Source organism: Aquiflexum sp., from assembly GCF_041749095.1.
Lineage (GTDB): Bacteria > Bacteroidota > Bacteroidia > Cytophagales > Cyclobacteriaceae > Aquiflexum.
On record NZ_JBGTCA010000263.1, the window covers coordinates 1 to 13,741 of the forward strand.

General features: G+C 43.3%; 6 protein-coding genes. All 6 read left to right on the forward strand.

The genetic code is table 11. The features are described 5' to 3' along the window. Positions 1 to 10 precede the first annotated feature (10 nt). The 6 genes from ACEW8O_RS12180 (at position 11) to ACEW8O_RS12205 (ending at position 13,728) form a co-directional block, all read left to right on the forward strand. On the forward strand, positions 11 to 3,232 hold the full coding sequence (locus ACEW8O_RS12180) for a SusC/RagA family TonB-linked outer membrane protein (RefSeq protein WP_373494940.1): 3,222 nt from the start codon (positions 11 to 13) through the stop codon (positions 3,230 to 3,232). Positions 3,233 to 3,251: 19 nt separating this feature from the next. Continuing rightward, positions 3,252 to 4,919, forward strand: coding sequence for a SusD/RagB family nutrient-binding outer membrane lipoprotein (locus ACEW8O_RS12185; RefSeq protein WP_373494903.1), 1,668 nt, complete (start codon positions 3,252 to 3,254; stop codon positions 4,917 to 4,919). Positions 4,920 to 4,936: 17 nt separating this feature from the next. Next, positions 4,937 to 5,935, forward strand: a complete 999-nt coding sequence (locus tag ACEW8O_RS12190) for a hypothetical protein (protein ID WP_373494904.1) — start codon at positions 4,937 to 4,939, stop codon at positions 5,933 to 5,935. A gap of 1,720 nt (positions 5,936 to 7,655) precedes the next feature. Next, positions 7,656 to 10,466 carry a 2-oxoglutarate dehydrogenase E1 component gene (locus tag ACEW8O_RS12195; protein ID WP_373494905.1) on the forward strand — a complete coding sequence of 937 codons (2,811 nt, stop codon included), beginning with the start codon at positions 7,656 to 7,658 and terminating at the stop codon, positions 10,464 to 10,466. 126 nt (positions 10,467 to 10,592) lie between these two features. Then, positions 10,593 to 12,131: a 2-oxoglutarate dehydrogenase complex dihydrolipoyllysine-residue succinyltransferase gene (odhB, locus tag ACEW8O_RS12200; protein ID WP_373494906.1), complete on the forward strand. Its 1,539-nt coding sequence runs from the start codon at positions 10,593 to 10,595 to the stop codon at positions 12,129 to 12,131. 280 nt (positions 12,132 to 12,411) lie between these two features. After that, entirely contained in the window at positions 12,412 to 13,728 is a 1,317-nt protein-coding gene (locus ACEW8O_RS12205) for an IS110 family transposase (protein WP_373494907.1), read from the forward strand. Positions 13,729 to 13,741: the final 13 nt, after the last annotated feature.

The window sequence follows — 13,741 nt, forward strand, 5'->3', positions numbered from 1 at the left end:
AAAATACCTTATGAGAAAAGCTTTACTCTTTGTTATTGCGCTTTTCACCATGACACTCAGTTACGAAGTGTCGGCGCAACAACGGGTAATTACCGGAAAGGTAATTTCCGAAGAAGACGGTCAGGGCCTACCAGGCGCTACCGTACTCGTCAAGGGTACAACAGTAGGTACTACCACCGATTTGGATGGTAATTACTCTATTAGTGTACCGGCAGGTTCTAATGTTCTTATCTATTCCTTTGTTGGTCTGAAGACCACTGAGGAATCTATTGGCAATAGATCTGTAATTAATCTGACTCTTACCATCGATGCCTCCCAGCTTTCAGAAGTTGTGGTGACATCCTTGGGTATTGAGAGAGAAAAGAAAGCCTTGGGCTACGCAGTTTCCACTGTTGGGGAGGAATTGATCTCAAACAGACCGGAAGCGGACGTCTCCAGGGTTCTTCAGGGAAAAGTAGCAGGTGTAAACATCACCGCTACTAACGGTATGTCCGGTTCAGGAACCAACATCATCATCAGGGGATATTCCTCAGCGACAGGATCCAATCAGCCGCTGTTTGTGGTGGATGGAGTTCCTTTTAACTCCGGAACCAATAATCAAACTAGTTTCGCAGCAGGTGGTGCTACTACTTCCAGCCGTTTCTTGGACATTGACCCTAATAATATAGAAAATGTTTCTGTATTGAAGGGGCTGTCAGCTACGGTATTGTATGGTGACCAAGGAAGAAACGGTGTGATTTTGATCACTACCAAGTCAGGTGGAAGAAAAAGAAAAGCAGCAGAGGTTTCCGTTAATCAATCACTTTTCTCCAACACTGCTGCCTCTTTACCTGATTATGGTCAGATTTACGGAAATGGCTTCCAGCAACAGCCAGGTCTTTTCTTTTCCAATTTTGGACCAAGGATGGATTTGGGATTGCAGATTGCGCATCCCATAGCTAATTCCAGCTTGGCCAGCGTCAGAAATGCATTTCCGGAATTCTTCGAGGCTGATGGTACCACACCTATCAGGTATGACTACAAAGCCTATGAAGACCCTAGTACTGCTTTCTTTCGAACAGGCATGGTAAGCAATACCTCAGTGCAGGTTCAAGGTGCTTCTGACAGATCAGGTTACAGTGCTTCATTTGGCTATACCAATGACGAAGGCTTTATTCCCGGTAACAAACTGGAAAAATACAATTTTGGTTTGGGGATCAATTCCCAGGTAACTGATAAGTTGTCCATCAACTCATCCTTTACTTTTGCCCGTACCAATGTGGATGCACCTCCTGTCAATGCGGCTTTTGGTTCAGGTCCCAACGCGGGGATTCCTTCGGCACTTTCCCATGTACTCTACACGCCAAGGTCTGTGGATTTGGCCGGATTGCCTTACAAAAATCCCAATGACAACAGTAGTGTCTATTATAGGGGAGGTAACGATATCGTTAACCCACTTTGGTTGGTTGAAAACTACTCCAACACCTCGGTAGTAAACAGATTCTTCAATTCCACTTCCTTGAACTATGACTTCAATGATGATTTCTCCATCACTTATAGATTGGGATTGGATACCTATACTGAAAATCAGGAAGCAAAGTACAATAGAGGTGGGTCAAACAGTACTTTGGTGGCGGGTCAGTTGCTGCAAACGGGCTATTATAGAACCATCAGTATTCAAAACAGTATATGGAACCAGGATCTTATTCTAAATTGGAATAAGAGGATTTCCGATAAAATAGGACTAAGCGCTTTGTTGGGCGGTAACTCGCGATATGACCGATATGAGCAGTTCGGCGTTTCTTCTGTAGGTCAATTGGCCTTCAATTTGTTCCGCCACACCAATTTTACCGAAACTGCCAACTTGGACCCATTAGGTGCTGGACGGATGGATTTTCTTATAGAGGAAAGAAGGATGGGTGTTTATGCAAACTTTACCTTTGACTATGACAACTACCTGTTCCTGAATGTATCGGCCAGAAACGATTGGACTTCTACTGTAGAACCGGAAAACAGAAGAATTCTCTATCCAGGTGCCTCAGTATCCTGGTTGCCTTCAGATCAGTTCAACTGGAATTCTTCTACAGTTAACGATTTGAAACTTAGGTTTGGATATGGTACCTCCGCAGGTTTCCCAAGACCTTACAGAACCAGAAATATCCTGGCCCAGAACTCAAGGGCATTTGAAAGGGGAGGAACTATCTTCCAGAATCAGTCTGTAAGTACTTTCCTTGGTAATCCCAATCTCCGTCCTGAACTTCATGAAGAATTTGAATTTGGTATAGAAAGTGGTCTGTTCAACAATAAGTTAAGGATTGATCTTTCCCTCTATGAGAAAAATACCAAAGACCTGATCACCGAATCCCCAATAGATCCTGCTACAGGATTTACCCGATCTGCTATCAATATTGGTAGAATCAGGAACAGGGGTATAGAGCTTCAAGCTACAGCTACTCCTATAAGCACACCTACGGGTTTTACTTGGGAATCCATCGTAAACTTTACGCTTTATAGAACTGTCACTATGGAATTGACTGATGGTTTGGATGAAATTGTGATTGCGGGATTTACAACTCTTGGAAACTTCGCTATCCCTGGAGAGCCTTTCAACATTATCAAGGGTTCGGTTTTTGCGAGGGATGAGCAGACAGGTGAGCCGATTGTGGATGTGACAGGTACTTATCTTACAGCTCCTGATATCGGAATCCTTGGTGATCCCAACCCAACATGGACCGGTTCTTGGATCAACACTTTCAGGTACAAAGGATTCTTTGTCAATGCCATGTTAGAATACAGACATGGAGGAATTGTTTTCTCCAATACGGTGACGGCGACCTTGGCAAGAGGTGTGACCAAAGATCCTGTGGTGGATAGAGAAAATACTTTTATCCTTCCAGGTGTGAAAGCTGATGGAACACCCAATGATATTCAAATTACTGCTGCCAACTATTTCTTCGATGGCTACCATGTAGGTGCAGATGAAGCAAATGTATTTGATGGTTCTTCCATAAGAATAAGAGAATTGTCAATTGGTTATGATCTTCCATCCAGTGTATTATCAAGAACACCTTTCAAGAGAGCTTCTGTAGCTTTAAGTGGTACCAATATTTGGTTTAGGGCACTGAACTTTCCTCCAAACATGAACTATGATGTGGATGTCTTGGGAGTGGGAGTTGGAAATGGTTTGGGATTTGACTTCGTGACAGGACCAAGCTCCAGAAGACTCGGTGGTACTTTGACGCTTAACTTCTAAACCACTAAAAATTACGACAATGAAAAGAAAATTATATAGTTTGATAGTTGCATTCAGTTTGATATTTGCAACTTCATGTGATATGGATCTGTTGGAAAGTCCCAATGAGGTAACGGCGGAGACCGCAAACCCTACTTGGATACTGAACAACATACAGCAGGCTTATGCGGGGAATTTCAGTACCCTGAGCACATTCGGGATGCAAATGACCAGAATGGTTTCCCAACCAAATGTGAACTACGCCAATGCGTATTTTGCACAGACCATGAACGGTACTTGGACCTCCTCTTATGCTTCTATCCTAAATGATATCAAGTTTTTGGAAGGTCTAGCTACAGAAACAGCGCCATTGCCAAGACACAGGGCCATTGCCAATGTGATCAAAGCCATGGTACTGATGAACCTTGTGGACTATTTGGATGCAGTTCCTTGGTCCGAAGCTTTGGATCCAACCAACTTTAATCCGAATGTTGATTCTGGCCCACAGGTTTATCAAGCTGCTTTTGATGCCTTACAGACAGCGAAGGAGCTGTTTGGGGTAACCACCGCTAATCTTCCAAATGATTATTTCTATGGTACTGCCTCAAATGATGCCAATAGGGTTACACTTTGGAGAAGGTTGATTGCTTCTCTGGAATTGAAGTACCATTTGAACAGAAGATTGATTGACCAACCAGGTAGTACTGCTGCCATCAATCAATTGATCGCTGATGGCAACTTAATGGCTACTAATGGAGATTTTGTTTTCCGATATGGTACCAGCAATACCAACCCTTCTGCCAGGCATCCTTTATCGGGACAGTTAGGTGGTGGTGGTGGAGCCTACCAAAGTACATGGTATATGTTCCATTTGACCGAAGAAAAAGGATTTGATGATCCAAGAGCAAGATATTACCTATATAGGCAAACACTATCCAATCCTGATGACCCGGATGAGCTTAGATGTATTGGAGAAATTGCTCCGGGACATTACCTTGCTGGAGGTTGGCCTTTCTGTCTTCCCAATATGGCGGATGGTAGAGGATATTGGGGAAGGGATCACCTTAACAATGAAGGTATTCCGCCGGATAACCTTAGAAAAACCTTATACGGTCTATATCCTGCAGGTGGCCGTTTTGATGATAACAGTGCTAGGCCTTCTAATGATTTAATGGCAGGAGCGCAGGGTGCAGGAGTACAGCCTATCATGTTGTCCGGATTTGTGGACTTTATGTTGGCAGAGGCTGCCTTGACCTTGGGTACTACAGGCGATCCTAAAGCATTAATGCTAAGTGGAATTACCAAACAAATGAATTTTGTAAGGTCTTTTGCTGTGGGAACCTTGGCTGCCACCGCAGTTAGGGCTTTTACTCCTGACGCCGATTTTCCGGCATTGAGAAACAATTATGTGAGTTCTATAAGTGCAGAATGGGACAGTGCCCCTGAGAACAGAAGGATGTATTTGATTGGTAGGGAGTATTGGTTGGCCCTTTACGGAAACGGAATCGAAGCCTACAACCTTTACAGAAGAACTGGACAACCAGATGGTATGCAACCTGGGTTGACACCAGATCCGGGATTGTTCCCAAGATCTCTTCTATATCCAAATGACTTCGTAGTGACGAACAGCAATGCAGTTCAGAAACCGAATCTTGGTGTGAGAGTCTTTTGGGACACTAATCCTGAGGGAAATACCTGGGTTGACTAACATAAAAACTTTGAAATATGAAAATACTAAAATATAGTTTAGGAATGTTGGTAGGCATGATGATGATGTTTACCTCATGTACAGACTTCGTGGAGCCTAGGATTCCATATACGGACTTTAATACAGGCCTTTATTTAAGGACTTTGGCCAGGCAAAGCACTTCATTTGACTTGTTCAATCTTGGGACATCCCGTTTCGAGATCGATATCGAAGCAGTGGATGCAGATGGAGGTAGGTCCATTCAAAATGTAGTGGTTTCTGTTAGACACAGGAGATTGATTCCAGGAGTGGGAAATCAATATATCCCGTCGGGTACGGCTACACAGGTAAATGATGTAGTGGTAAAAACCTTATCTGCTTCTGAATTTTCCTCAAACCCTGAAAGCAGATTTATTGGGTCTAAAATCACGGTAACAACTCCAGAAGTATTGACTGCCTTGGGCATGACCCAAGCACAGGTACAAGCTAGGGATGTGTTTGAATTCAGACTCGAGGCGACGGATGTAAATGGTAGAGTTTTCAATGATGTCAACGCCAGCCCGGATGTTAAAGGAGGTTTGTTTTATGCCTCCCCTTTCTTGTATCCGGTTGAAGTCGTCTGTCCCTTGTTGTCTACATTCGCAGTGGGACAGTATAATCTGGCACAAACATCAGGTCCAGGCGATCCATTCTTTGGTAATGCAACCAGATTCGTATCAGAGGTGGTGACTTTGGCTGTAGGTAATTTCAATACACAGCGAATATTTCCTATCAAATATTTGGGAGGGAATTTTTCGAACAGTGCATTCTCCATTAATTTCTCCTGCGGTCAGATTCTAAAACCTGCGCAGGGTCCAGGTGTAGGATGTACAGCAGGTAATCCAATAATTTGGTCTACTAACAACAGCGATATACCTACATACGAATTGGGTACAACAGATGATAGCGTCATCGTAATACGAATCATAGATGATGCCAACGGTAGCTGTGGTGCACTGGCCAATGCGCCTGTCGAGTTGACTTTGACTAAATTGTAAAATGAATTGACATTAGTCGATTACATTGATTTATAGAAAAGCAGTGCCATTTGGCACTGCTTTTTTTATTACGTTCATGCAGAGCGCACATGTGAGTGTCTTCACTCACATCCCCATCCGCCGATTTGAGTGTCTCTTTCGCCAATGTGAGTGTCTTCACTCACATTCCTCTACCCCGAAAGTACCTCCTCTTTAGTCAAAGTGGTTTTGTCGCCAATGTGAGTGTCTCCACTCACATTCCTTTACCTCCAAAGTTGCTCCTCTTTAGCCAAAGTTAGTTTTTCTAGATTATACACCTCTTACAAGGATTATATCGTTCGTACCTATGGTACTTTTGGGATCTGTTTTCAATATTGATCCCGGCAATGAATTACCGGGCTATAATTTCGGTCATGCCCGCCCGGCCGGATGACCAGTCGGACGGGCCTACGGCATTTTGGAGCGCAAAGTAAATGTCTCCTCTCACATTACTCATGATAACTTATGCCTCTTGCCGGAAGTGTAGGTCTTATGTCTTGCGTCTCGTGTCTTAATTCTTAATTCTGCCGCCAATGTGAGTGTCTTCACTCACATTCTTATACCACGAAAGTGGCTCCTCTTTAGCCAAAGTGAGTTTTTCTAAATTTTACAGATCTTACAAGAATTATATCGTTCGTACCGATGGTACTTATGGGATCTTGTCTCCATATTGATCCCGGCAATGAATTACCGGGCTATAATTTCGGTCATGCCCGCCCGGCCGGATGACCAGTCGGACGGGCCTACGGCATTTTGAAGCCCGATGGAATAGCTTCACCAACAAAGTGATTATCTCCATCGCCAATGTGGTTTCCTCACCGCGCATGTGAGTGTCTTCCCTCACTTTCCCTTACTGCCAAAGTTTCCCGCTGTCGCCAATGTGAGTGTCTTCACTCACATTCTTCTACCGTCAAAGTTTCTTCTCTGCCTCCAAAATGAGTTTTTCTAAATTTTCCTCATCCAGAGTTTTTCTAAATTTAACACATCTTACAAGGATTATATCGTTCGTACCTATGGTACTTTTGGGATCTGTTTTCAATATTGATCCCGGCAATGAATTACCGGGCTATAATTTCGGTCATGCCGTGCCTTCGGCAGGAAATCCTACGGCATTTTGGAGCCCGATGGAGTTAACATTTCCTACTTCCGAAGTGGTTTCCCCCCGCCCATGTGAGTGTCTTCACTCACATTTATTACATACAATATCTCAATTCATACATCATGAAAATTTAAAGTCGTTACCAGTCTCTAACTTTTTGAAAATGTTCATAAATGGAATGACTCTTTTTTTCACGTGGCGGCCGCTGTGAATTCGCTGCGACCGCTGTGTGATATATTTTAACACGTCATTGGTAGTATAAAAATTGGCATTTAAAGAGGGGATATGACACCAAGGAAGTTTACAGACCTCTCCTGACGTCGAGGTGACAAGGCAAAGTCCTTTATAGAATTGACTGCTATTTATAGTTTTAAACCATCTATCTCTGCCGCCGATGTGAGTATCTTCACTCACATTACTTATTATGATGTCTTATACCCGACGTGGAGGTCTTATGTCTTATGTCTTGTGTCTTACATCTCAAATCTACAATCTACAATCTGAAATCTTAAATCCCAAATACCACCCCCGTATAAACGGGTATCCGATTTTCAAATGAGTTTTTAATAAGATATATTTGTAGGTGTTAGCAAAAACTCAACAATGGATAAATATTCCTATATCTCCAATGCCCATGTAGCCTATATCGACGAGCTATATGAAGACTACAAAAACGATCCTGAAAGCATAGACCCCAGTTGGAAGACTTTTTTTGATGGCTTTGATTTTGCCATTACCAAATTCGGGGATATGGATGATAGCACCACCCCAAAATCCTCAAATGGTAGTACTCCTGCACAAGCGGAACCTGAAAATGGTGCATTGGCAACACGAGGGACCATCATGGATATGGAACAGTTGCCCAAAGAAATCAAGGTCAGGGCCTTGATCCATGCTTACAGGTCAAGGGCACATTTGAGGTCTGATACAAATCCAGTTCGTCAACGGAGGGACAGGAAAGCCTTGATTGACCTCGATGATTTTGGTCTTGATAAAAATGACCTGAATACTGAATTTCAGGCAGGCAAAGAGATAGGCATCGGAACTTCCAAATTATCCAAAATAGTAGAGTCACTTAAAATCATATATGAAGGTTCAATAGGTTTTGAATACCTCTACATCAGGGAGCCTGAAATGTTGGATTGGTTAAAAACCAAAATTGAACAGGAAGCATTGGCCTTTAATCCCGCAGTGGAAGAAAAGAAAAGAATCCTTTCCAAATTGAATCAGGCGGTAGTTTTTGAAAACTTTTTGCATACCAAATACCTTGGACAGAAGAGATTTTCCCTGGAAGGTGGAGAAAGTACTATCCCGTTTTTGGATGCTGTCATCAATACTTCCGTTTCCCTTGGTGTGGAGGAAGTAATGATCGGAATGGCACACAGAGGGAGATTGAATGTCCTCGCCAACATCATGGGCAAAACCTATGAACAGATTTTTTCCGAGTTTGAAGGTACAGCCAAGCCGGACCTCACGATGGGTGACGGGGACGTAAAATATCACATGGGTTTTTCAAGTGATATCATCACTCCTGACGGGAAAAAAGTGAATATGAAATTGGCCCCGAATCCTTCCCATTTGGAAGCAGTCAACCCGGTGGTGGAAGGATTTCTACGTGCTAAGATTGATTCACAGCATAAAGGGGATTCCAAAAAAGCTTTACCTATACTCATTCATGGTGATGCCGCTATCGCAGGGCAGGGCATTGTGTATGAAGTGACACAGATGGCCGGCCTCAAAGGATACAATACCGGAGGAACCATACACTTTGTCATCAACAATCAGGTAGGGTTTACCACCGACTTCGATGATGCCCGGTCTTCCATATATTGTACAGACGTGGCCAAGATGATCGATGCACCCGTCATCCACGTCAATGGTGACGATGCGGAATCTGTGGTTTTTGCCGCAAGGCTTGCAGCCAAATTCAGGCAGAAGTTTGACAAGGATATTTTTGTGGACATGGTCTGCTATCGAAGACACGGTCATAACGAATCTGATGAACCTAAATTCACCCAACCTGAACTCTACAATATTATTTCCAAACACCCTAATCCAAGAGAAATCTATGTCAAGAAATTGACCGAAAGAGGGGATTTCGATGCGGAAATTGCCAAGCAGATGGATAAAGAGTTCCGTAAGTTGCTTCAGGACAGGCTGAATATGGTAAAGGAAAAACCCCTGCCCTATCAGTTTACAAAATTTGAACAGGCATGGCTTTCCATGAGGAGGTCCAATCCTGAGGATTTTGACCAATCTCCTGAAACAGGAGTTTCTGAAGAAATGATCAATAAAGTTGCTGAGGCACTGACTGCTGTTCCCAAAGGTTTTAAACCGATCAAGCAGATCGAGGTTCAGTTGAAGCAGAGAAAAGACATGTACTTCAATTCTAAGTCACTCAATTGGGCAGCTGCCGAGTTGTTGGCCTATGGTACTTTGTTGTTGGAAGGAAAAACAGTCCGTCTTACAGGTCAGGATAGTCAGCGTGGTACTTTTTCACACAGACATGCAGTAGTCCATGATGCCAACAGCAACAAGCCGTACAATTTTCTTAAAGAATTAAAAGACAGCAAAGGGCAGTTCTATATTTACAATTCATTATTGTCAGAATATGCGGCTTTGGGTTTTGAATATGGTTACAACATGGCCAACCCACATTCTTTGGTGATTTGGGAAGCACAGTTTGGGGATTTTGCCAATGGTGCCCAAACGATGATTGATCAGTTTATTTCCTCAGGAGAATCTAAATGGAGCAAGATGAACGGATTGGTGATGTTTCTGCCCCATGGTTATGAAGGACAGGGTCCGGAACACTCCAATGCACGTCCTGAGAGATTTTTACAGCTTTCCGCCGAATACAACATGGTGGTGGCCAATATTACCGAGCCTTCCAATTTCTTCCACATGTTGAGAAGACAATTGGCCTGGGAATTCAGAAAGCCATGTATTGTCATGTCCCCAAAATCCCTTTTAAGACATCCTAAAGTTGTTTCTCCTTTCGAGGAATTTACAAAAGGCCGATTTAGGGAAATCATCGGTGATATTACCGTCAAGGCAAAAGATGCGAAAAGGGTTGTACTTTGTTCAGGCAAGATTTATTATGACCTGGAAGAGGCGAGAGAAAAAGAAAAGGTAACTGATGTGGCCATAATCAGAATTGAGCAATTACATCCATTTCCAAAAAAACAACTTTTGGAAGAACTGAAGGCGTATAAAAATGCCGAGTTGGTTTGGGTTCAGGAAGAACCTGAAAACATGGGCTATTGGAACTATATCCTAAGATTATTGTATAAGGAACTTCCCATGGAGTTGATAGCAAGGAAACCATCCGCATCACCCGCCACAGGATATCACAAAGTTCATGTGCAGGAACAGAATGCCATTATCGAAAAAGCATTAAAACTTTCAAAATAACCCCTACATCGGTTTGACTTGATGGAATAATTCAGGGCAATGCCGTATCAGGTTTAATTTTAATCTAATCAGTGAAATTAACCTTGGGTCCGAAGCTTCGGATTTGGGGGTAAAAAAGAAAAAACAATGAGCCTAGAAATTAAAGTCCCTACCGTTGGGGAATCCATATCGGAAGTTACCATAGGACAATGGTTTAAAAAAGACGGTGACTACGTGGAAATGGATGAAGTCATCTGCGAGTTAGAATCTGACAAAGCTACTTTTGAACTTGCAGCCGAAGCCGCGGGTGTTTTAAGAATCAAAGCCGAAGAAGGTGATACCTTGGAAATAGGAGCAGTAATCTGTGAAATCGAAACAGATGGCAAAGCAGCTGTTGCCAAAGAGGAGAAGGCAGCCTCGAAAGAAGCTTCAAAAACTTCCGGAAAAACGGGGGAAGTAAAAGAAATGATTGTCCCTACGGTCGGAGAATCCATCACCGAAGTTACTTTGGCCAACTGGCTGAAAGCTGACGGAGATTATGTGGAGCTCGATGAAATCATTGCAGAAGTAGATTCAGATAAGGCAACATTCGAATTGCCGGCTGAGGCAACAGGTGTTTTGAAGCATGTAGCCAAAGAAGGCGACACCCTTGAAATTGGGGGTCTGATCTGCAAAATCGAAGTGACTGAAGGCGGTAGCCCTGCACCCTTTGATAAAAAACAGGATTCTGAATCCGCTCCTGATAAAAAAGATTCCCAAAAAGAAACATACGCAACAGGACATGCTTCCCCTGCTGCTGCCAAGATATTGGCTGAAAAAGGCATCGATCCCAAAGACATCAAAGTAACTGGAAAAGATGGGCGCATCACCAAAGAAGATGCGGAAGCTGCTCAAAAGGTAGCGAATGAAGCGCCAAAAAAGGAAACTCCAAAAGCGGAAGCTCCAAAACCATCAGCAGAAGCGGAGGCACCAAAAGTTGCCGGTTCCAGAGACAGCAAGAGAGAAAAGATGTCTTCACTAAGAAGGACCGTTTCCAGAAGATTGGTAGCCGTAAAAAATGAAACGGCCATGTTGACCACTTTCAATGAAGTCAATATGGGTCCGATCATGGAGATGAGAAAGCTATATAAAGATCAGTTTAAAGAGAAACATGGTGTAAACCTTGGCTTTATGTCTTTTTTTACCAAAGCAGTCTGTGTAGCTTTGCAGGAATGGCCTTCGGTCAATGCTCAGATCGATGGCAATGAAATGATTTTCAATGACTTCTGCGACATTTCAATAGCAGTATCCGCTCCAAAAGGTTTGGTAGTACCTGTGATCAGAAATGCCGAGTCTTTGAGTTTTGAGCAGATCGAAAAAGAAGTGGTCAGGTTGGCTACCAAAGCTAGGGACAATAAATTGTCGATTGAGGAAATGACAGGTGGAACCTTCACCCTCACCAACGGAGGTGTTTTCGGTTCCATGATGTCCACGCCGATCATCAATGCCCCACAGTCAGCCATTTTGGGTATGCACAATATCGTAGAAAGACCAATGGCCGTAAACGGTGAAGTGAAGATACTCCCCATGATGTATCTGGCCCTATCTTACGATCACCGCATCATTGATGGCAGAGAGTCTGTCAGCTTCCTTGTCAGGGTCAAGCAATTGTTGGAAGAACCGACGAGGTTGTTGTTTGGGGTTTGATACAGAAGCGAGAGATTAGATGCGAGAACCTCGAAATAACGATTCGTCATTCTGAGTAATAAAAATTGGCATTTACAGAAAGGAAATGACGTATTATATTTGCCTAATCTCTGTGCAGTTTGGCCGATTGGAGTATAGTGCACTTGCCTGTTTCCGAGTATGGTTCCGTGAGTGATAGACAGAAGTATGGTACAGCATATTGCTTGTCCGCATGGTAACCTTTTAGACTGTTATCCCACGGGCACAGGGTTTTATCCTTACCAATTTATCCTTTATATGTATGGAAAAGATTCATCATCATTCAGCTGCTATTGATATTGGTTCACGCAATATTTTTATCGGCATCGAAGGGGAACAGGTAGCTGTATTCGGCACCTTCACTCAGGATTTCAAAGATGCTGTGTCACATTTACTCTCCCACGGCATCAAGACTGTAGCCATGGAAGCTACAGGGAGTTATTGGATAATTCTTTATGATGTGCTGCAAGCTGCCGGCCTGGATGTATGGCTGGTTGATGGCAGGCAGACAAGGCAGGTGCCGGGAAGAAAGACCGATGTCAAAGACTGCCAATGGATAAACCAACTGCATAGTTACGGTTTGCTCAACCGCTGCTTTGTGGCCGAGGGGTTGGTCAAAAAACTAAGGAGCTACCAGCGTTTGCGGGAGGATCACATCAGAAGTGCTGCCATGCATGTGAACCACATGCAGAAAGCCTTGATCGAGATGAACCTCCGCTTGCTGGAAGTGTTGAGCCAGGTACAAGGCAAGAGTGGGCTGTCTATCATTGAAGCGATTTTGGCCGGTGAGCGCAACCCACATGCTTTGTTGGCCTATTGCCATGGGAGCTTGGTCAAGAACAAATCGGAAGAAATTCTCAAGGCTTTGGAAGGCTACTACACCGAAACAGGTTTGTTTAGTTTATTACAGGCATATGAGGCATATCAGTTTTACCAGGGACAAATCCTGGCATGTGATAAAAAGATAGAGGAGGTTTTGAACCAGCATCAGGATCTTCCTGAAGAAAAGCCTAAAAGAAAATCCAAACCCGTAAGACATCATAAGCCCACCGTCGATGGATTGGAAGAACATCTCAGATTATTATTCAATGGTAAAGATGCCACCCAATTATCTGGGATCACATCTTATACATGGTTTCAGTTGTACACAGAGGCCGGAGAGGATCTAAGCAAGTGGAAAAGTGAGAAACACTTTACCAGTTGGCTGGGATTATCACCGGGACAAAACCATTCTGGCAAGACACGTAGGAGTAAATCAAAGGGAAAACCAAAGGCAGGTCAAATATTCCGTACTATAGCCCAATCGCTGCTTACAAGTAAGCGTATAGCATTGGGAGAATTTGGAAGAAGGATAAGGGCAAGAAAAGGGTCAAGAATTGCGATCAAGGCGGTAGCGAGAAAATTGGCCGAACAGTACTGGCGACTCATGGTGAAAGGTAAAGATTTTGTTGAAAAAGGTATAGAGGACTATAAAAACCGTTTGTTGGCGCAAAAAAAGAAGTATTTCCAAAAGCTCGCCATAGAACTAGATGAGAAAACCGCTTTGATGGAAATATCACATAATCAATATGTTATATGATCTCCCAAAAATA

Bases quoted from the DNA above. Each gene is read 5' to 3' on its own strand.
- ACEW8O_RS12180 (WP_373494940.1), top strand. From the start codon at position 11: ATGAGAAAAGCTTTACTCTTTGTTATTGCGCTTTTCACCATGACACTC.
- ACEW8O_RS12185 (WP_373494903.1), top strand. From the start codon at position 3,252: ATGAAAAGAAAATTATATAGTTTGATAGTTGCATTCAGTTTGATATTT.
- ACEW8O_RS12190 (WP_373494904.1), top strand. From the start codon at position 4,937: ATGAAAATACTAAAATATAGTTTAGGAATGTTGGTAGGCATGATGATG.
- ACEW8O_RS12195 (WP_373494905.1), top strand. From the start codon at position 7,656: ATGGATAAATATTCCTATATCTCCAATGCCCATGTAGCCTATATCGAC.
- odhB (WP_373494906.1), top strand. From the start codon at position 10,593: ATGAGCCTAGAAATTAAAGTCCCTACCGTTGGGGAATCCATATCGGAA.
- ACEW8O_RS12205 (WP_373494907.1), top strand. From the start codon at position 12,412: ATGGAAAAGATTCATCATCATTCAGCTGCTATTGATATTGGTTCACGC.